Annotated in this window: 20 protein-coding genes and 2 tRNA genes; 11 read left to right on the forward strand and 11 right to left on the reverse strand. The window is 69.5% G+C overall.

The annotated features are described in order from the left end of the window. The first annotated feature begins 38 nt into the window (after positions 1-38). Positions 39-1136: a PDZ domain-containing protein gene (locus OO69_RS19770; RefSeq protein WP_033282046.1), complete on the forward strand. Its 1098-nt coding sequence runs from the start codon at positions 39-41 to the stop codon at positions 1134-1136. A 139-nt stretch (positions 1137-1275) separates the two neighbouring features. On the opposite strand, the gene OO69_RS19775 is transcribed toward OO69_RS19770, so the two are convergent. After that, on the reverse strand, positions 1276-1818 hold the full coding sequence (locus OO69_RS19775) for a PPA1309 family protein (protein ID WP_033282047.1): 543 nt from the start codon (positions 1816-1818) through the stop codon (positions 1276-1278). A gap of 174 nt (positions 1819-1992) precedes the next feature. On the opposite strand from OO69_RS19775, the gene OO69_RS19780 reads away from it, so the two are divergent. The 4 genes from OO69_RS19780 to OO69_RS19795 all read left to right on the forward strand — a co-directional run bounded on the left by OO69_RS19780 (position 1993) and on the right by OO69_RS19795 (position 7368). Continuing rightward, complete coding sequence (locus tag OO69_RS19780) at positions 1993-4926, forward strand: UPF0182 family protein (RefSeq protein WP_234444488.1); 2934 nt, start codon at positions 1993-1995, stop codon at positions 4924-4926. A gap of 44 nt (positions 4927-4970) precedes the next feature. Beyond that, positions 4971-5044, forward strand: a tRNA-Met gene (locus OO69_RS19785). A 205-nt stretch (positions 5045-5249) separates the two neighbouring features. After that, positions 5250-7118: a tetratricopeptide repeat protein gene (locus tag OO69_RS19790; protein WP_033282049.1), complete on the forward strand. Its 1869-nt coding sequence runs from the start codon at positions 5250-5252 to the stop codon at positions 7116-7118. 176 nt (positions 7119-7294) lie between these two features. After that, positions 7295-7368 (forward strand) — tRNA-Met (locus OO69_RS19795). 49 nt (positions 7369-7417) lie between these two features. On the opposite strand, the gene OO69_RS19800 is transcribed toward OO69_RS19795, so the two are convergent. The 6 genes from OO69_RS19800 to hisN form a co-directional block, all read right to left on the reverse strand. Continuing rightward, positions 7418-8563, reverse strand: coding sequence for an ABC transporter substrate-binding protein (locus OO69_RS19800; RefSeq protein ID WP_033282050.1), 1146 nt, complete (start codon positions 8561-8563; stop codon positions 7418-7420). After that, the gene (locus OO69_RS19805; protein WP_033282051.1) at positions 8560-9423 is read right to left on the reverse strand and encodes an ABC transporter permease; all 864 of its coding nucleotides are present in this window, start codon (positions 9421-9423) and stop codon (positions 8560-8562) included. Before OO69_RS19805 ends, OO69_RS19800 begins: the two co-directional genes overlap by 4 nt. Beyond that, positions 9420-10187, reverse strand: coding sequence for an ABC transporter ATP-binding protein (locus OO69_RS19810; RefSeq protein WP_033282052.1), 768 nt, complete (start codon positions 10185-10187; stop codon positions 9420-9422). Before OO69_RS19810 ends, OO69_RS19805 begins: the two co-directional genes overlap by 4 nt. Before the next feature lie 151 nt (positions 10188-10338). Beyond that, a complete protein-coding gene (locus OO69_RS19815) occupies positions 10339-10755 on the reverse strand; it encodes a Fur family transcriptional regulator (RefSeq protein WP_033282053.1) in 417 nt (138 codons plus the stop codon). Between the two features lie 118 nt (positions 10756-10873). Then, the gene (locus OO69_RS19820) at positions 10874-11314 is read right to left on the reverse strand and encodes a cyclic nucleotide-binding/CBS domain-containing protein (RefSeq protein ID WP_051801124.1); all 441 of its coding nucleotides are present in this window, start codon (positions 11312-11314) and stop codon (positions 10874-10876) included. Between the two features lie 192 nt (positions 11315-11506). Next, a complete protein-coding gene (gene hisN / locus OO69_RS19825) occupies positions 11507-12307 on the reverse strand; it encodes a histidinol-phosphatase (protein ID WP_033282055.1) in 801 nt (266 codons plus the stop codon). Positions 12308-12522: 215 nt separating this feature from the next. On the opposite strand from hisN, the gene OO69_RS19830 reads away from it, so the two are divergent. Further along, complete coding sequence (locus OO69_RS19830; RefSeq protein ID WP_033282056.1) at positions 12523-13143, forward strand: TetR/AcrR family transcriptional regulator; 621 nt, start codon at positions 12523-12525, stop codon at positions 13141-13143. 9 nt (positions 13144-13152) lie between these two features. Here OO69_RS19830 and OO69_RS19835 read toward each other — a convergent pair whose 3' ends face one another. The 4 genes from OO69_RS19835 to OO69_RS19850 form a co-directional block, all read right to left on the reverse strand. Next, complete coding sequence (locus OO69_RS19835; protein ID WP_033282057.1) at positions 13153-13476, reverse strand: DMT family transporter; 324 nt, start codon at positions 13474-13476, stop codon at positions 13153-13155. Positions 13477-13563: 87 nt separating this feature from the next. Next, on the reverse strand, positions 13564-14574 hold the full coding sequence (gene rsgA, locus OO69_RS19840; RefSeq protein WP_033282058.1) for a ribosome small subunit-dependent GTPase A: 1011 nt from the start codon (positions 14572-14574) through the stop codon (positions 13564-13566). A gap of 12 nt (positions 14575-14586) precedes the next feature. After that, positions 14587-15915: a 3-phosphoshikimate 1-carboxyvinyltransferase gene (aroA, locus tag OO69_RS19845; protein ID WP_033282059.1), complete on the reverse strand. Its 1329-nt coding sequence runs from the start codon at positions 15913-15915 to the stop codon at positions 14587-14589. A gap of 97 nt (positions 15916-16012) precedes the next feature. Next, on the reverse strand, positions 16013-16735 hold the full coding sequence (locus OO69_RS19850; protein WP_033282060.1) for a M50 family metallopeptidase: 723 nt from the start codon (positions 16733-16735) through the stop codon (positions 16013-16015). A 50-nt stretch (positions 16736-16785) separates the two neighbouring features. Between OO69_RS19850 and OO69_RS19855 the strand changes: the two genes are divergently transcribed. From OO69_RS19855 to OO69_RS19875, 5 genes are all read left to right on the forward strand, one after another. Then, positions 16786-17625 (forward strand): SOS response-associated peptidase, encoded by an 840-nt coding sequence (locus tag OO69_RS19855; protein ID WP_033282061.1) that lies wholly within the window; start codon positions 16786-16788, stop codon positions 17623-17625. A gap of 10 nt (positions 17626-17635) precedes the next feature. After that, entirely contained in the window at positions 17636-18268 is a 633-nt protein-coding gene (locus tag OO69_RS19860; protein ID WP_420707894.1) for an alpha/beta family hydrolase, read from the forward strand. Positions 18269-18504: 236 nt separating this feature from the next. Continuing rightward, complete coding sequence (gene sigR, locus OO69_RS19865) at positions 18505-19197, forward strand: RNA polymerase sigma factor SigR (protein ID WP_033282150.1); 693 nt, start codon at positions 18505-18507, stop codon at positions 19195-19197. After that, positions 19194-19496 (forward strand): mycothiol system anti-sigma-R factor, encoded by a 303-nt coding sequence (gene rsrA / locus OO69_RS19870; protein ID WP_033282062.1) that lies wholly within the window; start codon positions 19194-19196, stop codon positions 19494-19496. Before sigR ends, rsrA begins: the two co-directional genes overlap by 4 nt. Before the next feature lie 136 nt (positions 19497-19632). After that, on the forward strand, positions 19633-20940 hold the full coding sequence (locus OO69_RS19875) for an HD-GYP domain-containing protein (RefSeq protein ID WP_033282063.1): 1308 nt from the start codon (positions 19633-19635) through the stop codon (positions 20938-20940).

Consider the following 20940-nt stretch of genomic DNA (forward strand, 5'->3'; position numbering starts at 1 on the left):
GACGGTGCGCTGACAGACGCGTCCCGTACTGTCGTGCCATGCCACGCCGCACCGCGACGATGCTCGCCTCCACCCTGATGCTGATCGCGCTCCTGTGCGCGGGAGTCCTCATCAACGTCCCGTACGCGGAGATGTCGCCGGGCCCGACGGTGAACACGCTCGGGGACCACGACGGCGAGCCGGTACTGCAGATCAACGGGCGCAAGACCTACCCGACGACCGGTCACCTGAACATGACGACGGTCCGGGTCACCAGCGCCGACTACAACATGAACCTCATCGAGGCCGTGTACGGCTGGCTCGCCCACGACGACAAGATCGTCCCGCACGACACGCTGTACCCGGACGGCAAGACGGAGCAGCAGTCCACCCAGGAGAACGCCGAGGAGTTCAGCCAGTCCCAGGAGAGCGCCAAGGTCGCCGCCCTGGAGCAGCTGGGCGTCCCGGTGAAGTCCTGGGTGATCGTCTCGACGGTCGTCAAGGGCACCCCGGCCGAGGGCAAGCTGCACGCCGGTGACGTCATCAAGGCAGTCGACGGTACGGCGGTGAAGCAGCCCGACGACGTCGCGAAGCTGGTCACCAAGCACAAGCCGGGCGAGAACGTCGTGTTCACGATCGTGCCCGCCAAGGAGCAGGCCGCCGCGGTGAAGGCGAACAAGACGGCGACCGCGACGAAGAACATCACGATCACCACCGCGACCTCCGACGACACCGGCACGAAGCGAGCCATCGTCGGTATCTCCGCCGGAACCGACCACACGTTCCCGTTCACCATCGACATCAAGCTCGCCGACGTCGGCGGCCCCAGCGCGGGCCTGATGTTCGCGCTCGGCATCTACGACAAGCTCACCCCGGGCGACCTCACCGGAGGCAAGTTCATCGCCGGCACCGGCACGATCGACGACACCGGCAAGGTCGGCCCGATCGGCGGCATCTCGATGAAGACGGTCGGCGCGCGCAGCAAGGGCGCCCAGTACTTCCTGACGCCCGCCGACAACTGCGCCGAAGCCGCCAAGGACACCCCCAGTGGCCTCAGGCTCGTCAAGGTCAACACCATCAAGGACGCGATCAGCGACCTCAAGCTGATCAACAGCGGCAAGACCGACGACCTGCCGAAGTGCAGCACCAAGAGCTGAACCAAGAGCTGAACAAGGCCTCTTCTTAAAGAAGACCTCGCGTACGGCTCAGAAGACCTCGCTACGACTCCGGGGGCGCCCTCAAGCAGAGGGCGCCCCCGGAGTCGTACCCGAGGAACCGGAGTCGTAGCGGACGGCGTCAGTCCTCGAAGGTCGCCGACAGGGCCTCCGCGAGGCCGGGGACCAGGGCGCCGCCCGTGAGGACCTCCGTGGGGGAGTCCTTCTCGCGCAGGCGGAGGGCCGAGTCGCGGGTGCCGTCGCGCAGGACCGCGACCGTCATGCGGACCTCCTGGCGGTCCGGGTGCTGGGCGACCCACTGGGTGAGCTTCTTCCCGCTCAGGCCCTCCGGGACGGAGGCCTCGGCGGACGGCGGCAGCATCAGGCGCTCGACGGTGAGCGCGCAGCCGGCCACCGCGTCGGGCCAGGCGATCGTGCCGAGGAACTCGTCCAGCGGCTTTCCGGCCGGAATCTCCTCCTGCTCGATCGGGGTGAGACCAGTGGTCTCGGGCTCTTCCCGCAGGCCGAGTTGGGCCGCGAGGCCGGGTTCCTGGGCCCGCAGCCGCGCGGTGTCTACCAGGGCGAAGAGGCGAGCGGGCTGGTCCCAGCCGAGCCCGGAGGCGTACTCGTCGATCTCGAGTACGGCCCGGGTGAGGGGGTTCGCTGCCATGGGAGTGTTGGACATGGTCACAATCCTGCCTCGTTCATGGCCGGAATCGGGAACCGAGTAAACGGTGAGTAAGTTGCATAGGTGTGGGCCCGCGATCACGCGGGGCTACGGAGGGCCCCCGACACCGGGGACCTGACGCAACGACAGCGACCAACAGCGAACTTCGAGGTGCGCACCTTGGCTTTCCAGATGCCGGACCGCGGCGGAGGCCCGACAGGGCCGCGGATCAGAGTGGGCCGCCCGTCCCGGCGCGTCCGGACTTTGCTCATGACACTGGGCGTCCTTGCCGTACTCGGCATGGCGTTCACGATGTTCGCGGGCTTCTGGACGGACTGGCTCTGGTACCGGTCGGTGCATTACTCGTCCGTGTTCACCACCACCCTCTCGACGAAGATCGGGCTCTTCTTCGTTTTCGGCCTCCTGATGGCGGCCGCGGTCGGCGTGAACATCTGGCTGGCGCACCGCCTGCGCCCGCCGCTCAGCGCGATGTCGATGGAGCAGCAGAGCCTCGACCGCTACCGGATGGGCATCGCGCCGTACAAGAAGTGGCTGCTTCTGGCGATCACCGCCCTCGTGGGGCTGATCGCGGGCGCCTCGGCGTCCAGTCAGTGGCGGGTCTGGCTGATGTGGGTCAACGGCGTGCCCTTCCACCAGAAGGACCCGCAGTTCCACCTCGACGTGTCCTTCTACGCGTTCGACCTGCCCTGGTACCGCTTCCTGCTCGGCTTCGGCTTCGCCGCCGCGATCCTCTCGCTGCTCGCCGCCGCGCTGACGCACTACCTGTACGGCGGCCTGCGCATCACCAGCCCGGGCGCGCGCGCCACGGCCGCGGCCACCGGACATCTGTCGGTGCTGCTCGGCATCTTCGTCGCGCTCAAGGCGGTGGCCTACTGGCTCGACCGGTACGGACTCGCGGTCAAATCAAGCGACTTCAAGGCGACCGGTGACTGGACGGGCCTGAGGTACGTCGACGCGAACGCGTATCTGCCGGCCAAGACGATCCTGTTCTGCATCGCCGTCATCTGCGCGCTGCTGTTCTTCGCCACCCTGTGGCGGCGCACCTGGCAGCTGCCGGTCATCGGCTTCGGCCTGATGGTGCTCTCCGCGATCCTCATCGGCGGCCTGTACCCGGCGATCGTCCAGAAGTTCACGGTCCAGCCGAACGAGCAGGCCAAGGAAGCCCCGTACGTCCAGAAGAACCTGAAGGCGACGCGCGAGGCCTACGGCATCGACGACACCAAGGTCACGGAGTACTCGGGGACGAGCACCACCAAGGACAAGACCAAGCTGCGCTCCGACGTCGACTCCACGGCGAGCATCCGCATCGTCGACCCGAACGTCGTGTCGCCCACGTTCCAGCAGCTCCAGCAGATCAGGAACTACTACGCGTTCCCGACCAACCTGGATGTCGACCGCTACAGCGAGGACGGCAAGGACCAGGACACGGTCATCGGCCTGCGTGAGCTGAACCTCAACGGCATCCCGAAGAACAACTGGATCAACGACCACTTCCGTTACACGCACGGCTACGGAGTGGTCGCCGCCAAGGGCACCGAGGTCGACTCCGAGGGCCGGCCGGTCTTCACCGAGTCCGATCTGCCCTCCACGGGTGACCTCGGGACGTACAAGCAGCAGATCTACTACGGCGAGAAGACCACCACGTACTCGATCGTCGGCGGTCCCCAGAAGGAGATCGACTACTCCGACGACAGCGGCGAGAAGACCACCAGTTACACCGGCAAGAGCGGGGTCAACCTCTCCAACCCGCTCAACCGGGCCGCGTACGCGGTGGCGTTCAACGAGCCGCAGATCCTGTACTCCGGTGCGATCGGCGAGGGGTCGCGGATCCTGTACAACCGCACGCCCAAGGAGCGCGTCGAGGCGGTGGCGCCCTGGCTGACCATCGACGGTGACGCCTATCCGGCGGTCGTGGACGGCCGTATCCAGTGGATCGTCGACGCGTACACGACGAGCAACGGATACCCGTACGCCTCACGTACGACCCTCGGGGACACCACGGCGGACTCGCTGACGGCGACGAACAACAACCGCGCGGTGGTGGCCCAGCAGAACCAGGTCAACTACATCCGCAACTCGGTGAAGGCGACCGTCGACGCGTACACCGGTGCTGTCAAGCTCTACCAGTGGGACACCGAGGACCCGGTCCTGAAGACCTGGATGAAGGCGTTCCCGAACACGGTCGAGCCCAAGAAGGACATCTCGTCCTCGCTGATGGCCCATCTCCGGTACCCGCAGGACCTGTTCAAGGTCCAGCGCGAACTCCTCACCCGCTACCACGTGACGGACGCGCAGACGTTCCTCAGCGGCAGCGAGGTGTGGCAGGTCCCGAACGACCCGACGAACCAGTCCAACAGTGCGGTGCCGCCGTACTACTTGAGCATGAAGATGCCGGACCAGTCCGCGCAGGCCTTCTCGTTGACGACGACGTTCACACCGAACGGCAGAGACAACCTCAGCGCCTTCATGGCCGTCGACTCCGAGGCGGGTACCCCGGACTACGGCAAGATCAGAATCCTGAAGCTGCCGACCAGTACGACCGTCGGCGGACCTAAACAGGTGCAGAGCGCCTTCAACTCCCAACAGGACATCGCCGAATCGATCAAGCTGCTCAAGGGCGGCGACTCCGACATCGAGTACGGCAACCTGCTGACGGTGCCGCTCGACGGGGGACTGCTGTACGTGGAGCCCGTCTACGTACGCGGTGGCGGGCTCAAGTACCCGCTCCTGCGCAAGGTGTTGGTGGCCTACGGGAACAAGACCGCCTTCGAGGACACCCTGGACGAGGGGTTGAACAAGGTCTTCGGCGCGGAGAGCACCACGACTCCGCCACCGGACGAGACCACCACTCCACCGACGTCCAGCAACCCCACGGTCCAGGCCGCGTTGACCGACGCCCAGAAGGCATTCGACGCCGGGCAACAGGCGTTGAAGAAGGGCGACTGGGAGGCGTACGGGCAGGCGCAGAAGGATCTCCAGTCCGCGCTGCAGCGGGCCGAGGACGCGCAGGCCGCGGCCGACAAGAGCAAGAGCGGCAGCGGCAGCAGCGGCAAGAGCAGCAGTAGTCCGAGTCCCAGTACGAGCAGTAGTCCCAGCAGCGGATAGGGAAAAAGCCCACCTCACGCCGTGGTACGGTTGCAACACAACGGCGCGGGGTGGAGCAGCTCGGTAGCTCGCTGGGCTCATAACCCAGAGGTCGCAGGTTCAAATCCTGTCCCCGCTACTGATCGCGAAGGCCCGGATCCTCTAAGGATCCGGGCCTTCGCGCTGTGCGAACGCATGTGCCGACGAGGGTGACGGCCGTGCCGCCGGGGCGAGTTGGTGAAACCGTGTTTGTGTTGTCTCTCTGTGGGCATGTCGACAAAACGCTGTAGAGACCTCACTGGCTGCGGTATACCAGGTGTACCCAGGTTGCAGGTGGTGCGACGATGGACGTTATGGGGGACAAGGCAACTCTGTTGGATACAGGGCGTTTTGTGCAGCCTTCCGACCGGGACGAGTCCGGTGACGGGGAGGCTGTCGACGAGGCACGCACACGGCTCGCCGCACAGGCCGGCGACGTCGAGGCGACGAGTGTCCTCGGAGCGATGCTGCTGCGCCGCGGTGATCTCGACGGAGCCGAGCCCCTGCTGCGTGCCGCCACCGCCGAGGGCGACCGGGCCGCGGCCAACAACCTCGGCGTCCTGCTGCACCAGCGCGGATACACCGATGACGCCGCCGGGTGGTGGCGGATCGCCGCCGTGGCCGGGTCCGCGGCCGCCGCGCACGCGCTCGGCCGGTACCACCGCGAGCGCGGTGACGAGCCGGCCGCCGAGTACTGGCTGCGGCAGTCCGCCGAGCAGGGGCATGCGCTGGGTGCCTACGCGCTCGCCGATCTGCTGGAGCATCGCGGGGACGCCGCGGCCGAGCGGTGGATGCGGTCCGCCGCGGAGCGCGGGCACCGTGAGGCCGCGTACCGGCTGGCGCGGGCGCTTGACCGGCAGGCGCCGCACGAGGACGAGCGGGAGTACGACGGCGGGGGCGGGCGTGCGGCTGGGGGTGACAACGGTGTCGCATCGGCCCCAGGAACCTCCGGCGCCTCGGGGTCCCCGGAGAACGAGGCCGAGCAGTGGTACCGGCAGGCCGCCGCGCGTGGGCATCAGCGGGCCGCGCTGCAGCTCGGGGCGATCCTGGAGAAGCGGGGCGAGCTCAAGGAGGCCGGGCGCTGGTATCTGACGTCCGCGAAGGACGGGGAGGCGCGGGCCGCCTGCGCGCTCGGGTTCCTGCTGCGGGACGCCGGCGACACCGAGAGCGCCGCCGTGTGGTGGCTCCGGGCCGCCCAGGACGGTGACGGCAACGCGGCCAACGCGCTGGGCGCGCTGCATGCCGAGCGCGGTGAGACGCAGACCGCCGAGCGGTGGTACCGGGCCGCGATGGACGCGGGGGATGTGAACGGCGCGTACAACCTCGGGCTGCTGTGCGCGGAGCAGGCTCGTAACGCGCAGGCCGAGCAGTGGTATCGGCGGGCTGCGTACGCCGGGCACCGGGAGGCCGCCAACGCGCTGGCCGTGCTGCTGCTTCAGGGCGGTGATGCTACGGGGGCCGAGCCGTGGTTCTCCAAGGCCGCCGAGGCCGGGAGCGTGGACGCCGCGTTCAACCTCGGGATTCTCTTCGCCGGGCGGGGCGAGGAAGGTGTTGCGCTGCCCTGGTACGAGCGGGCCGCTGCTGCCGGGCATACGGAAGCGGCGTTGCAGGTCGGGATCGCTCGGCTTCGGGACGGGGACGAGCGGGAGGCTGAGCGGCATCTGCGGTGTGCGGCGGGTGGGGGGAGTGCGGAGGCTGCTTATCGGCTGGCCTCTGTGCTTGATGCTCGGCGGCCGCCTGCGCCCGCGCATGAGCTGGGTGAGCAGGTGCATGAGAAGACCGAGTGCGAGGAGTGGTACGAGCGGGCGGCTTCTCAGGGGCATCGGCGTGCGCAGGTTCGGGTCGGGATGCTGGCCGCTGCGCGGGGCGATGTCGTCGAGGCGGCTCGGTGGTATCGGGAGGCTGCCGAGGCCGGGTCTCGTAACGGGGCTTTCAATCTTGGGCTGTTGCTTGCTCGGGAGGGGAGTGAGCCTGAGGCTGCTGTGTGGTGGGCTCGGGCCGCTGATGCGGGGCATGGGCGGGCTGCGTTGCGGTTGGCTCTGGTGTACGCGCGGCGGGGGGAGTTGGCGGAGGGGCAGCGGTGGGCTGATCGGGCGGTGACGCTGGGGCCTCGGGAGGTTTCTGAGCGGGCGGCTCGGTTGCGGGATGCGTTGCGGCAGGAGCTGACGGCGTAGTTTTTCGCCCCCGCCGCCCCTACCCGTCCCATCCCTGGGGGCTGCCGCCCCCAGACCCCCGCTTCGGCCTGGACGGCCTCGTCCTCAAACGCCGGACGGGCTGAGTGGAGCTGACCTGGGTTGATAAGCGATTTGCTTCTGTCCGGTCGTCTGACGTAGCGTTGCAATCACAACGGCGCGGGGTGGAGCAGCTCGGTAGCTCGCTGGGCTCATAACCCAGAGGTCGCAGGTTCAAATCCTGTCCCCGCTACTCAGGCCGAGGGCCGGAATCCAGAAATGGGTTCCGGCCCTCGGCGTTTCTACGGCTGGTGGCCCACCGCCTCCTCGTAGAGGGAGCGGTCGACCGTTCGGGACTCCGGGAGTGGGGCGCCCTTTGAGACGCCCGCCGCCTTGTACGCCGACTGGAGTCGGGTCGTCGTCCCCGCGCGGATCTCCCAGTCCATCGTGAGCGACGGGGTCGACTTGAGGACCGTCTCGTCCGTCTTCAGGAGGTTGGCGAGGTAGGCGACGAAGGACGGGTCCGCCTTGTAGTCGCCGGCGAAGTACGTGTTCACCGTGCGGATGTACGCGCGGAGGAGGGCCACGCCGGCGTCCACGTCGTCGTTCAGGAGGCTGGGGCCGTAGAGCATGCCGCCCAGGGGTTCGCCCAGCGGTTGGCCGCCGAGGAAGGCGTACTGGGGGTTGTCGTCGACCTTGCGCCAGACCGGGTCCAGGAGCCAGGCCGAGTCGACGCCGCCGTTCTGGAGGGCGGTGAGGACGTCGGCCGAGCCGAGTTGCTGGTACTGGATCTTGTCGAGGCCGCCGCCGTGGGTCGCCAGGGCCTTTTCCATGGGGTACGCGATCACCGAGCCCTTGCCGATCATCGTGCCCATCCTGCGGCCCGCCATCCGGACGTCCGCCGCCGCCTCGCCCTTCTTCAGCTTCACCCACAGGCCGCTCTTCGACTTGGGGTCGGGTGAGAAGTTGCCGGCGACCCACTTGATGTCGAAGCCGCCCTTGACGCCGTTCATGACGGCCGCCTCCGGGGCCGCCCACATCGCGTCTATGTCTCCCTTGGCCAGGAGTGGCAGCGCGTCGGGGGTCGGGAGGACCTTGAGCGTGACGTCCAGGCCCTCCTTCTTGAACTCGCCCTTGTCGACGGCGACTTTGAGCGGGGCGACGTATTCGGCGCTCAGGGTGCCTGTCGCGATCGTCAACTTCCGCGTCTTGGGGAGGGGTTGGGCGGAAGGGGCGAGAGGCTCGCAGCGGGCCGGGACGCGGGTGGGGGAGAGGTCCGCCGGGTCCGTCCAGGAGGACTTGCCGCAGCCGTCCACCGGTGTGACCGTGCGGTGGCCCGCGGCGGTCGTGCCCGAAGTGCCGCTGTCGCCCGCGTACTTGGACGAGCAGCCCGCCGACGCCAGCAGGGCCGCCATGACAACCGCCGTACCGTACGCACGCCTTCTCATGACTGGCCCCGTCCTCGGTCCCTCGGTGCCCACGGTGTGAGCAACCGGCCTGCCACACGCACCAGTTCGGAGAAGACGACCCCCAGGACCGCCACGCACACGATGCCCACGAACATCACGTCGTTCTCGAACAGCGCGCGGGAGTCGAAGATCAGGTGGCCCAGGCCGTTCGTCGCCGCGATCTGTTCCGAGGCGACGATCACCAGGACCGCTACGCCTGCTGCGATCCGCGCGCCCACCAGGACCGCGGGGAGGGAGGCCGGGAGGAGGACGTGGCGGAACATCTGCCAGGGCGTGGCGCCGAAGACCTGGCCCGCGTCCCGGTGGCCGGAGGGGATCGCCACCACCGCCGACATCGTCGAGATCCAGACGAAGAAGAAGACCGTGGTGGCCACCAGGGCTATTTGTGGGCCTTCTCCCAGGCCGAACATGTTCAGGAAGATGGGGAGCAGGGCCAGTTTCGGTACCACGTACAGGGCGTCCAGCAGGGGTTCCAGTGCCGCCCGGATCAGGGGCAGGGAGCCCATCAGCAGGCCCAGGGCGTAGCCCGTCGCCGTGCCGATCGCGTAGCCGCCCAGGACGCGTCTGGTGGTGGCCCAGACGTCCGGCCAGAGGTTGCCCGCCGCCGCCCTGGACCAGCCGTCGGAGAGGATCGTGGACGGGGAGGGGTAGACGCGGGGGTCTATCCAGCCCTGGGTGGCGGCCAGTTGCCACCAGAGGATCAGGGCCAGGGGGACTGTCACCGCGAGGGTGAGTTCCAGGGCGCGGCGGCGGCGGTGGGTGCGTACGGGGTGGAGTTCGTGGGGGCCGGGGCGGCGGACCAGGACCGACTCCTGGCGGTCGGGGGCGACGGTGGTCATGCCGGGACCGCCTCCTTCCGCAGCAGCTCCCACAACTCGCTTTTCAGGGCGGTGAATTCGGGGGTGTCGCGGATGTCGCCGGTGCGCGGCCGGGGGAACGGCGGGCGGTGCTCGGCGATGATCCTGCCGGGGCGCGCCGACATCACCAGGACACGGTCACCGAGCACCAGCGCCTCCTCCAGGCTGTGCGTGATGAAGAGGGTGGTGGTGCGCAACGTCTGGGTGAGGCCGAGGAGTTCGTCCTGGAGGATCGTGCGGAGTTGCGCGTCCAGGGCTGCGAACGGCTCGTCCATCAGCAGGAGTTCGGGTTCTACGGCCAGTGCGCGGGCGATGGCCACCCGCTGGCGCATGCCGCCCGAGAGGGTCGCGGGGTAGGCGTGCGCGAAGTCGGCGAGGCCCAGGCGGGTCAGCCACTCGGTGGCGCGGGCGTTCGCCTCGCGGCGCGGGACGCGCTGGATGTCCAGGCCGAAGCGGACGTTCGCCCTGACCGACTTCCAGTCGTAGATGCCGTAGTCCTGGAAGATCATGGCCGCCGGGCGGGGGGACTGTGTGCGGATCTCCAGGGTGCCTGTGGTGGGGCGCAGCAGGCCTGCGGCTATGCGGAGGAGGGTGGACTTGCCGCAGCCGGAGGGGCCCACCAGGCAGACGAACTCGCCGGGGGCGACGGTGAGTTCGAGGGGGCCCAGGGCCTGCACCTGGTGGGGGGTGCGGCCGAAGGTGCGGGTCAGTTGGGTGGCGTGGAGTTTTGGGTGCGGGTCTCCCACGGTTGCTCCTTGCGGAGGGCGGTGCGTCTGTCGGTACGGGTGGGGGGTGCCGCACGACGATATGACGGACCGTCAGATTCGGGAAGCCCGTACGCGGCACAAAGCCCCGGCGTCCGTGGCGAACGGATACCGGGGCCTGTGAAGGGAGTTGCTACGCGCTCGCGCAGTTCGGGCACAGCCCGCGGTACGTCACCTCAACGTCCGAGACCGTGAAGCCGAAGCGCTCCGAGTCGGGGAGGTCGGCCAGCGGGTTGCCGTCCGGGTGGACGTCGCGGATCTGGCCGCACTGGGCGCAGACCAGGTGGTGGTGCGGGCGGTGCGCGTTCGGGTCGTAGCGCTTGGCTCGCTTGTCGGTGGAGACTTCGAGGACCTCGCCGAGCGAGACCAGCTCGCCCAGCGTGTTGTAGACCGTCGCCCGGGAGATCTCGGGGAGCTTGGTCACGGCGCGGGAGTGGACCTCGTCGGCGGTCAGGTGGACGTGGTCGCCGTCGAGCACTTCGGCCACGACGCGTCGCTGTGCGGTCATCCGCCATCCGCGTCCGCGCAGCCGCTCCAGAAGGTCACTCATGCAGGCCAGCTTAACAGCAGACTGACCAGTTCCCGAATAGGTGTGACTTTGGAAGGGGGCTTGATTTGGACTTGGTCCAACCGATCGGAGCGGTCGGTCGGATCACCCGTGTCGGCCGTCAGGCCGGTACCTGCTGCCGCGCCGGTGCCCAGCAGCGGATGATGTCGCGGACCGAGACGATGCCGGCGGGTTCGCTGCGGTCGAGGACGATGAGGTGGCGGAAACCGCCGTGGGCCATCGCGCTCGCCGCGTCCTCCAGGGTCCAGGCCGGGGTGGCGAAGACGACGTCGGTGGTGGTGTGGGCGTGGGCGCGCTCGGTGTCCGGGTTCTGGCCCCGGCCCAGGGAGTTGAGGATGTCGCGTTCGGTGAGGATGCCGATGCCGCCGGCGTCCGGGTCGAGGACCACGGCCGCGCCGACGTGGCGCGAGGCCATCAGGGCGGCTGCCTGGCGGAGGGTGTGGGCGGGGCCGATGGTGAGGACCACCGTGCTCATGGCGTCGCGGACCAGCGTGGACTGCGGAGTCGATGGCGGTGTGGGTTGCGGCGTTGGATGCAGCATGGGGTGAGGCCACCTCCTAGTGGAATCCGCTTGGTTCGCGGAACCCGGGCCTGTTGCTTGCCGGTCCAGGTCCGTTAGTTACCGGATTCACAAGTTCACAAGTGGGGGGACTCTCAGAGTTGCAGGTAAAGCACGGGTCAACAAGAGGGCGCGCGCGGCCGGTTGGGGGCGTGCGCAGGCGTCGCGTGGTGCTCAGTAGCGCTGGTTGAGATACCCCAGGAACTCGTCGTGCAGGATGCCGTTCGACGCGGCCGCGTTGCCGCTGTGCGGGCCCGGGCGGCCGTCGAGGCCGGTGAAGGTGCCGCCCGCCTCGGTGACGATGATCGCGGTGGCCGCCATGTCCCAGAGGTTGAGTTCGGGTTCGGCGCAGATGTCGACCGCGCCCTCGGCGACCATCATGTAGGGCCAGAAGTCGCCGTACGCGCGCGTGCGCCACACCTCGCGGGTCAGGTCCAGGAAGCCGCCCAGGCGGCCCTGGTCCTCCCAGCCGGTGAGCGAGGAGTACGCGAAGGAGGCGTCCGTCAGCTTCGAGACCTGGGAGACGCGCAGCCGGGACGCGGAGGAGAGGCTGCGGCCGGTGTAGGCGCCGTGGCCCTTCGCGGCCCACCAGCGGCGGCCGAGCGCGGGCGCGGAGACCAGGCCGACGACCGGCTGGAAGCCCCCCTCCGCCGCCTCCATCAGGGAGATCAGCGTGGCCCAGACCGGGACGCCGCGTACGTAGTTCTTGGTGCCGTCGATCGGGTCGATCACCCAGCGGCGCGGGCCGGTGCCCTCGCTGCCGTACTCCTCGCCGATGACCGCGTCGCGCGGGCGTGCGCGCTGCAGATGACCGCGGATGACTTCCTCGGCCGCCTTGTCCGCCTCGGTGACCGGAGTCATGTCCGGCTTGGTCTCGACCTTGAGATCGAGCGCCTTGAACCGTGCGGTCGTCGCGGCGTCGGCGGCGTCCGCGAGGACGTGGGCGAGGCGCAGGTCATCGTGATAGTCGGCCATGCGTGAACCGTATCTTCAGGGGTCGCGCCGGGGCTACAGGGTCCGGTGGGCGAAACGGGAGGTGGGGGACCATCGCCTCCCTCCCCGAGCGGCACTCCTCCGTCAACTCCCGCGCGCAATGGCCGAAGTGCGCCCCCCGGCACCGCCGCGAACCCTTGACAGTGCTCCCGTGCGCGTCAAATCTGGGCGCAGAGCCGCTCGCCCCCGGGAGGCGAATGATGCCTGCAGCGCGGGAATCCCTGCTGGACGCCGCCTATACGGCGCTGGCGCGCCGGTCGTGGTCCACCGTACGGATGGTGGACGTGGCCGCCGCCGCCGGAGTGTCCCGGCAGACGCTGTACAACGAGTTCGGGAGCAAGGAGGGGCTCGCGCGGGCGCTGGTCAGAAGGGAGGCCGACGGGTATCTCGTCGGTGTCGAGCGGGCGCTCGGGAGTCACAGCGACGCCCGCGAGCGGCTGACCGCGACCGCCGAGTGGACCACGTCGGCGGCCCGCGAGAACGCGCTGGTACGGGCGATGCTCACCGGCTGCTGGAGCGAGCGGCTGCCCTCGCCGACCCTGTCCGCGGTGCCGTCCTCCTCCGCCGTACCGGCACAGCGCCGGGCCGACGGGCCGCTGCCCTCACCCGGTGACTTCGTGGCCGTCGTCCGCGACCGTGCCGTGGCGGCGCTGGCCGGACCCGGGGCTGCCAAGCCGGACACCGCCGACCTGGCTCGGTCCTGCGAACTCGTCGTACGGCTGGCGCTGTCCTGTGTGGCGGCGCCGCCGGGGGAGGGCGGGGTCGGTGAGCTGGTGCGCGGCGCGCTGACGCCGACGCATCGGATCCTGGGGGTCTGAGGGACCTGCCTAGTGCGCGGAGCCCGACAGTTGGAGGCCGATGACCCCGATGATGACGAAGCTGATCGACACGATCTTCAGGGTCGACACCAGGTCGCCGAGGAAGACCATGCCGTAGATCGCGGTGCCGGCCGCGCCGATGCCGGTCCACACGGCGTAGGCGGGGCCCACGTCGAGTTTCTTCAGGGAGAGGGTGAGCAGGCCGAAGCTGCCCAGCGCGAAGGAGCAGAAGGCGACCGTCGGCCACAGGCGCGTGAAGCCGTGGGACAGCTTCAGGCACACGGCGAACCCGGTCTCCAGAATTCCGGCCACGACAACCAGCAGCCACGCCATTGTGCTGTCCTCCCGTTTGTCCGGCTCGGTGCGATTATGCACTTACCGAACTTGAGTCCCCACAAACACGCGGTGGTCAGCCGGTGATCAGTCGCCCTCCGTCCGCTCCCGGGTGGCCAGCAGCCGCCGTAGCGAATACAGCCGCTGCGGGTCCGCGTGGCCGTCGGCCACCCACTGGTCCAGGGCGCAGTCCGGCTCGTCGTGGCTGCACGCGCGCGGGCAGTCGGCCGTGCCCGGCTCCAGGTCGGGGAACGCCTTGATGACCCGGGACGGGTCCACGTGGTGCAGGCCGAAGGAACGGACGCCCGGGGTGTCGACGACCCAGCCGGAGTCGTCGGGCAGCGGGATCATGCGCGCCGAGGTCGTGGTGTGCCGGCCGCGGCCGGTGACGGCGTTGACGATGCCGGTGCTGCGCCGTCGCTCCAGCGAGACCAGCGCGTTCACGAGGGTCGTCTTGCCGACGCCGGAGTGGCCGACGAACGCGGTGATCTTGCCGTCGAGTTGCTTGCGGACCCGCTCCACCGCGGTGCCGTTCTCCAGCTCCTCGCGGCTCGTGACGACGTAGGGGACGCCCAACGCGCCGTACATCTCCAGGAGTTCGTCCGGTGACGCGAGGTCCGACTTGGTCAGGACGAGGAGTGGGTCCAGGCCGCCGTCGTAGGCCGCTACCAGGCAGCGGTCGATGAGGCGGGGGCGCGGCTCGGGGTCGGCGAGGGCGGTGACGATGGCGAGCTGGTCGGCGTTGGCCACGACCACGCGCTCGTACGGGTCGTCGTCGTCGGCCGTGCGGCGCAGCACGGAGGTGCGCGGCTCGATGCGGATGATGCGGGCGAGGGTGTCCTTGTCGCCGGACAGGTCGCCGATGATGCCGACCCGGTCACCGACCACGGCCGCCTTCCGGCCCAGTTCGCGGGCCTTGACGGCCATCACGACCCGGTCCTCGACCAGACAGGTCAGGCGGCCCCGGTCGACGGTGACGACCATGCCCTCGACCGCTTCCTCGTGCTTGGGGCGGATGTTGGTGCGCGGCCGGTTGCCCTTGCGGTTCGGGCGCTGGCGGATGTCGTCCTCGTCGGTGTTCTTGCCGTAGCGACGCATGGCGTGTGTCCCCTACGCCCCGTCGCTCCCGAGCATCCCGGTCCACAGGTCGGGGAAGTCCGGGAGGGTTTTCGCGGTCGTCGCCACGTTCTCGATCTGCACGCCCTCGACCGCGAGGCCGATGATCGCGCCCGCGGTGGCCATGCGGTGGTCCTCGTACGTGTGGAAGATCCCGCCGTGCAGGCGGCGCGGGCGGATGTGCAGACCGTCGGCGGTCTCGGTCACGTCACCGCCCAGTTCGTTGATCTCCTTGGTGAGCGCGGCGAGCCGGTCGGTCTCGTGCAGGCGGAGGTGCGAGACGCCCCGCAGGGTCGACGGGGTGTCCGCGAGGGCGGCCACGGCCGCGATGCCGGGGGTCAGTTCGCCGACCTCACTCAGGTCCACGTCGATGCCGTGGATCGCACCCGAACCGGTGAACTCCAGCCCGTACTCGGTGAGTTCGCAGGAACCACCCATCTCGGTGAAGATCTCCCGCAGCCGGTCACCGGGCTGGGTCGTCCGCGCCGGCCAGTCCGGTACGACGACCTTGCCGCCGGCGACGAGCGCGGCCGCAAGGAACGGCTGGGCGTTCGACAGATCCGGCTCCACGGTCAGGTCCCGGCCGAGCAGCGCGCCCGGGGTCACCCGCCAGACGTTGGGCTCGCCGCCCGACTCCGGGGTGTCGACCTGGGCGCCGACCGCGCGGAGCATGTCGACCGTCATCCGGATGTGCGGCATCGAGGGGAGGGAGGAGCCGGTGTGGCGGACCTCCACGCCCTGGTTGAAGCGGGGGCCCGAGAGGAGCAGGGCGCTCACGAACTGAGACGACGAGGACGCGTCGATCTCCACCGGGCCGCCGTCCAGCGCGCCGCCGCCGTGCACCGTCAGGGGCAGCGCGCCCCGGCCGTCGTCGTCGATGCGGGCGCCGAGGACGCGGAGGGCGTCGATCACGCCGTGGAGGGGGCGTTCGTAGGAGCGGGGGTCGCCGTCGAAGCGGATGGGGCCGTTGGCCAGGGCGGCGACGGGGGGCAGGAAGCGCATCACTGTGCCTGCGTTGCCTACGTCGACCGTGGCCGGGCCGTGGAGGCCTGAGGGGATGACTCGCCAGAACTCTCCGGAGCCCTTCTCCGTGCCTACGCCCTCCTCGATGCCTACGCCCATTGCTCGGAGGGCGGCTGCCATGAGGAGGGTGTCTCGGGAGCGGAGGGGGCGGCGCAGCCAGCCCGGTTCGCTGGCGAGGGAGGCGAGGACTAGGGCGCGGTTAGTGACGGACTTGGACCCCGGGACGTGGACCGTCGCGTCGACGGCTCCGGCGGCGGTGGGGGCGGGCCAGAGGGCGGGTTGTGAGTCGTTCGGGGCCATGGCCCCACTGTATAAGTAGGCCGTCTTTCGGGTGCCGCGCCGTTGGGGCTGGTCGCGCAGTTCCCCGCGCCCCTGAAGCTTGCCCCTTCGGGGCGCTTCATAGCTCCAGCAGCCACCTGCCGCCGCCTATTAGCGAGCAGAGGGACACCAGGTGGAACAGGAAGAACCACAAGGCTGCCGGTACGTGGGTCAGGCGGGCCAGTTGGTCTGCGTCGGAGTCGCCTGCGCCGCCCCTTGCCCTCTTTGCCTGGAGCTCGAAAGCCGGGCGGACTCCGCCCAGCAACAGGAACCAGACCACCGCGTACGCGAAAGCCGCCTGTACCTGAGGGCCCGTCAGCCAGGAGACGAGGAGGAAGGCTGCTCCGCTGAGGATGACCGTGAGGGCGCCGTAGGCGTTGCGGATCATTACCAGCATGGCTATCAGGAGCAGGGTTGAGAGCCAGAGGAGGAGGGTGATGTGGCCTGCGCCCAAGAGGGCCGCGCCGCCTAGGCCCAGGAGTGGGGGAGCCGTGTAGCCGGCGGCCGCCGTGAGGATCATGCCCAGGCCGTGCGGCTTGCCTCGGCTGACCGTGAGGCCGCTGGTGTCGGAGTGGAGGCGGATGCCGGTGAGGGTGCGGCCGGTGAGGAGGGCCACCAGGCCGTGGCCGCCCTCGTGGGCGATGGTGATGGCATTGCGGGAGAGGCGCCACAGGCGGTGCGGGACCACCACGGCCAGGGCGGCGACCATGGTGGCGATCACCACCCACAGGTCGGGGTCCGGCTGGCTGCCGAAGACCTCGTCCCACAGGGCGGTGATCGAGGGGATTGCGGTGCTGTCCATGGGTGGCGGAGGCTCCCGTAGGTCTCGTCGAATCTGGCAGTCTGGCACGTATGTGCGGACGGTATGCAGCGAGTCGTGGGCCCGAGGATCTCGCAGGAGTCTTTGAGATCGAGAAATGGGAGCCGGAAGAGGTTCTGGCCCCCGACTACAACGTGGCCCCGACCAAAGAGGTCTATGCAGTCCTCGACCGTCCACTTAAAGACGCGGACGCTGCATCTACTAGTTCCTCCGTCACGGGGAAGCCGGTTCGCCAGCTGCGCAAGCTCAAGTGGGGGCTCGTGCCGAGCTGGTCGAAGACCCCGGAGGGCGGGGCGCGGATGATCAACGCCCGCGGCGAGACCGTGCACGAGAAGCCTTCGTACCGTCGCGCCTTCTCGACCCGGCGCTGCATCATCCCCGCCGACGGCTACTACGAGTGGGTCACCGCCAAGGACGAGCGGGAGCTGGAGGTCGAGGGCAAGAAGAAGCGGCAGCGCAAGCAGCCGTACTTCGTGCTGCCCGCCGACGGTTCGGTCTTCGCGATGGCCGGGCTGTACGAGTTCTGGCGGGACCGGACCCTGCCCGACGACCATCCGCTGGCCTGGTGGGTCACCTGCTCGGTGATCACCACCGAGGCGGAGACGACCCCGCTGGCGGTGCCCCCGGCCGAGGGGCCGCACGCGCTGGCCGACATCCACCCCCGGATGCCGCTGATGCTCACCCCGGACCGCTGGGACTCCTGGCTCGACCCCGCCCGCACCGACCCGGACGACCTGCGCGAGCTGCTCGCCCCGCCGCCCGCCGGGCTGATGCGCGCGTACCCGGTGTCCACGGCGGTCAGCAACGTCCGCAACAACGGGCCGGAGCTGCTGAAGGAGCTGGAGGGGCCCGAGGAGGGCACACTCTTCTAGCGTGAGCGAGATCATTTCCAGCGAGACCGTCGAGACCGACGCGGGGACCGCCCGCATCACCTGGCACCCGGCCGAGAAGGCGCGGCTCGTCCTTGCCGTCAGTCACGGTGCCGGGGGTGGCATCGAGGCGCGGGATCTGCGGGCCCTCGCTGCCGTGCTCCCTGAGCACCGCGTCACCGTCGCGCTGGTCGAGCAGCCGTGGCGGGTCGCCGGGAAGAAGGTGGCGCCGGCGCCGAAGACGCTCGACGTGGGGTGGCGGGGGATCTGGGCGGCCGTCGCGAAGCCCGGCCTGCCGGTGATCTCCGGGGGCCGTAGCGCCGGAGCCCGCGTGGCCTGTCGTACGGCTACGGAGCTGGGGGCCGCCGCCGTCCTCGCCCTGAGCTTCCCGCTGCATCCGCCGGGCAAGCCCGAGAAGTCGCGGGCCGGTGAACTGCTCGGGGCCGGGGTGCCCACGCTCGTCGTGCAGGGCGGGAACGACCCGTTCGGGAATCCGGCTGAGTTCCCGGAGGGGGACTTCGGGCTGGTCGAGGTGCCGTACGGCGATCATGGGTTCGCGGTGCCGAAGCGGGCGGAGATCGGGCAGGACGAGGCGCTGGAGATCATCACGGGGCGCGTGGTGGAGTGGACTCGAACACTCGGGTGAGGGGCGGGAATGCCGGGGCCGCTACCACTGTTGTGGCGGACATAGAGAGTCGTAGAAAGGAAGTCCGCCGCATGGGTTCGACCTTCTGCCCGGCCCGTAGCAGCCGCTCCGACCTGGACTGGTCGGTGCTGCACGCGACCAAGGCCACCCCCATTGGGGCGGCGGGCGGACCGGATCGTCGTCTATCCTCCGATTCTGGTGGCATCGGCTTCGAGGCCACCCGGAATCTTGAGGAGGTGGGTCCGGTTCCCGGTACCGACGCAGGGACCGAACACGGCCAGGCGGAGCAGCCCGAGGGCCAGGGCACGAGCGAGGTCACAGCGGAATCGACCTCGGAGCGCAGTGCGCGCTTCGAGCGGGACGCGCTCGAATTCCTCGACCAGATGTACTCGGCCGCGCTGCGCATGACGCGAAACCCGGCCGACGCCGAGGACCTGGTGCAGGAGACGTACGCGAAGGCGTACGCGTCCTTCCACCAGTTCCGCGAGGGCACCAACCTCAAGGCGTGGCTGTACCGGATTCTCACCAACACGTTCATCAACTCGTACCGCAAGAAGCAGCGTGAACCCCAGCGCTCCGCGGCCGAGGAGATCGAGGACTGGCAGCTCGCGCGCGCCGAGTCGCACATGTCGACCGGTCTGCGCTCCGCCGAGTCGCAGGCGCTCGACCACCTGCCCGACTCGGACGTCAAGGAAGCGCTCCAGGCGATCCCCGAGGAATTCCGCATCGCCGTCTATCTCGCGGACGTCGAGGGCTTTGCGTACAAGGAGATCGCGGACATCATGGGGACACCCATCGGAACGGTGATGTCCCGGCTGCACCGCGGCCGTCGTCAACTGCGCGGCATGCTCGAGGACTACGCGCGTGACCGCGGACTGGTCCCGGCCGGCGCCGGAGAGTCGAACGAAGCGAAAGGCTCGGGCTCATGAGCTGCGGAGAGCCGCACGAAACGGACTGCAGTGAGGTCCTCGACCATCTCTACGAGTTCCTCGACAGCGAGATGCCGGACGTCGACCGCGCCAAGTTCAAGCAGCACTTCACGGAGTGCTCGCCGTGCCTGGAGAAGTACGGGCTCGAAGAGGCCGTGAAGAAGCTGGTCAAGCGGTGCTGCGGGCAGGACGACGTGCCGACCGACCTGCGGGCCAAGGTTCTGGGACGGCTCGATCTGATCCGTTCCGGGCAGGCCGTGCCCGAGCATGACCTGACGGCCGCCCCTCAGGAGTCCTGACCGTTTCCCGGTCGTTTCCTGAACGGGCGAGCGTCACTCGAACGTGCTAATCCACGGGTGATACGCCCGCGGGCCGCCCCCGGCCGCCCTAGGCTCCTCGGCCTGGACAGGCATGGTCGGGGGAAGGGCGTCAGCCATGGAGGCGACACCGGCACGGGCACGTGCGTACGTCGTCTGTGTCGCCGTCGGCGCCCTGTGGTGCCTGCTGCCGCTGCCGGCCGTCCACACACCCTGGTGGGCGGTCGCACTGCTGGCCGCGCTCTACGCCGGCTGCGAGCAGGTCGCCCGCCGCCGCTTCGCCGGCACCTTCTACCCGGTGCTGCTAGCCGCGGCCTTCCTCCTCCCGCCCCCCGCCGCCGCGCTCGTGCCGTTGCCGGGGGCGCTGTTCTCCCGCGTCGAGCAGGGCTCGCCCTGGCTGCGGCGGAGCTGGCGGGCCGCGCAGCTCGCGCTGGGCGTGTGGGCGGCGGCACGGGTGCATTGGGCGCTGGGCGGGCGGAACGCCGTCGTCGCCTCCGACTTCCCGTACGCGCTGGTGCCCGCCCTGGCCGCCGTCCTCGCCTTCTGCCTGGTCCTCACCGTGCTCGATGGCGGGATTCTGGCGCTGGCCGAGCGGGTGCCGGTACGGCGGGCCTGGCACGGTCTGTTCCTACGGTCCCTGGCGCCGATCGGCGTGCACGGACTCGCCGGGCTGATGATGGCCGTCCTGTGGCGCAGCCCCTACGGTCCCGTCGCCGCGCTGCTCGTGCTGTTGCCGATGGGGGTCTCCTGGTGGGTGTTCGCCCAGTACCACCAGGAACGCGCCGCGCATCAGGCCACCATCCGCGCTCTCGTCCAGGCCGTCGACATCAAGGACGGGTACACCCGCGGGCACAGTGAACGGGTTGGCCAGGCGTCGATGATGATCGCGCGGGAACTCGGCATGGACGACTCACGGGTCGAAGTGCTCCGCTTCGCCGGGATCCTGCACGACGTCGGAAAGCTCGGCGTCCCCACGCGCTTGCTGCGCAAGGACGGGCCGTTGACTCCCGAGGAGCGGCGGGTGATCGAACTGCATCCGGAGTACGGCCACGAGATGGTGCGCGGCATTGGTTTCCTGGGTGAGGCCCGTGCGGCTGTCCTGCACCACCATGAACGGTTGGACGGGAGTGGGTATCCGTACGGGCTGTTGGGGAGTCAGATCCCGGAGTCCGCAAGGGTGGTTGCCGTCGCCGATGCCTTCGACGCGATGACGTCGACTCGGTCCTACCGTCGCGCTCGGCCGGTGTCTGCCGCGCTGGAGGAACTGTCGCGCTGTGCCGGTACGCAGTTCGACCCGTTGATGGTCACGGCGTTGGTGCGGGCGCTCGGGCGGTGTGGGTGGCATCCCTCGGTAACGGCTGACGAGGTCCAGTCGTCCATCGTTTTCCCACCCAGCCCGCCCGTTTCCAGTGTGTTGAGAGGGTGA

It is taken from the genome of Streptomyces sp. NRRL F-525 (assembly GCF_000716605.1).
GTDB lineage: Bacteria > Actinomycetota > Actinomycetes > Streptomycetales > Streptomycetaceae > Streptomyces.

Coding starts and splice junctions, on each gene's coding strand:
- OO69_RS19770 (WP_033282046.1), top strand. CDS start 39: ATGCCACGCCGCACCGCGACGATGCTCGCCTCCACCCTGATGCTGATC.
- OO69_RS19775 (WP_033282047.1), bottom strand. CDS start 1,818: ATGTCCAACACTCCCATGGCAGCGAACCCCCTCACCCGGGCCGTACTC.
- OO69_RS19780 (WP_234444488.1), top strand. CDS start 1,993: ATGCCGGACCGCGGCGGAGGCCCGACAGGGCCGCGGATCAGAGTGGGC.
- OO69_RS19790 (WP_033282049.1), top strand. CDS start 5,250: ATGGACGTTATGGGGGACAAGGCAACTCTGTTGGATACAGGGCGTTTT.
- OO69_RS19800 (WP_033282050.1), bottom strand. CDS start 8,563: ATGAGAAGGCGTGCGTACGGTACGGCGGTTGTCATGGCGGCCCTGCTG.
- OO69_RS19805 (WP_033282051.1), bottom strand. CDS start 9,423: ATGACCACCGTCGCCCCCGACCGCCAGGAGTCGGTCCTGGTCCGCCGC.
- OO69_RS19815 (WP_033282053.1), bottom strand. CDS start 10,755: ATGAGTGACCTTCTGGAGCGGCTGCGCGGACGCGGATGGCGGATGACC.
- OO69_RS19820 (WP_051801124.1), bottom strand. CDS start 11,314: ATGCTGCATCCAACGCCGCAACCCACACCGCCATCGACTCCGCAGTCC.
- hisN (WP_033282055.1), bottom strand. CDS start 12,307: ATGGCCGACTATCACGATGACCTGCGCCTCGCCCACGTCCTCGCGGAC.
- OO69_RS19830 (WP_033282056.1), top strand. CDS start 12,523: ATGATGCCTGCAGCGCGGGAATCCCTGCTGGACGCCGCCTATACGGCG.
- OO69_RS19835 (WP_033282057.1), bottom strand. CDS start 13,476: ATGGCGTGGCTGCTGGTTGTCGTGGCCGGAATTCTGGAGACCGGGTTC.
- rsgA (WP_033282058.1), bottom strand. CDS start 14,574: ATGCGTCGCTACGGCAAGAACACCGACGAGGACGACATCCGCCAGCGC.
- aroA (WP_033282059.1), bottom strand. CDS start 15,915: ATGGCCCCGAACGACTCACAACCCGCCCTCTGGCCCGCCCCCACCGCC.
- OO69_RS19850 (WP_033282060.1), bottom strand. CDS start 16,735: ATGGACAGCACCGCAATCCCCTCGATCACCGCCCTGTGGGACGAGGTC.
- OO69_RS19855 (WP_033282061.1), top strand. CDS start 16,786: ATGTGCGGACGGTATGCAGCGAGTCGTGGGCCCGAGGATCTCGCAGGA.
- rsrA (WP_033282062.1), top strand. CDS start 19,194: ATGAGCTGCGGAGAGCCGCACGAAACGGACTGCAGTGAGGTCCTCGAC.
- OO69_RS19875 (WP_033282063.1), top strand. CDS start 19,633: ATGGAGGCGACACCGGCACGGGCACGTGCGTACGTCGTCTGTGTCGCC.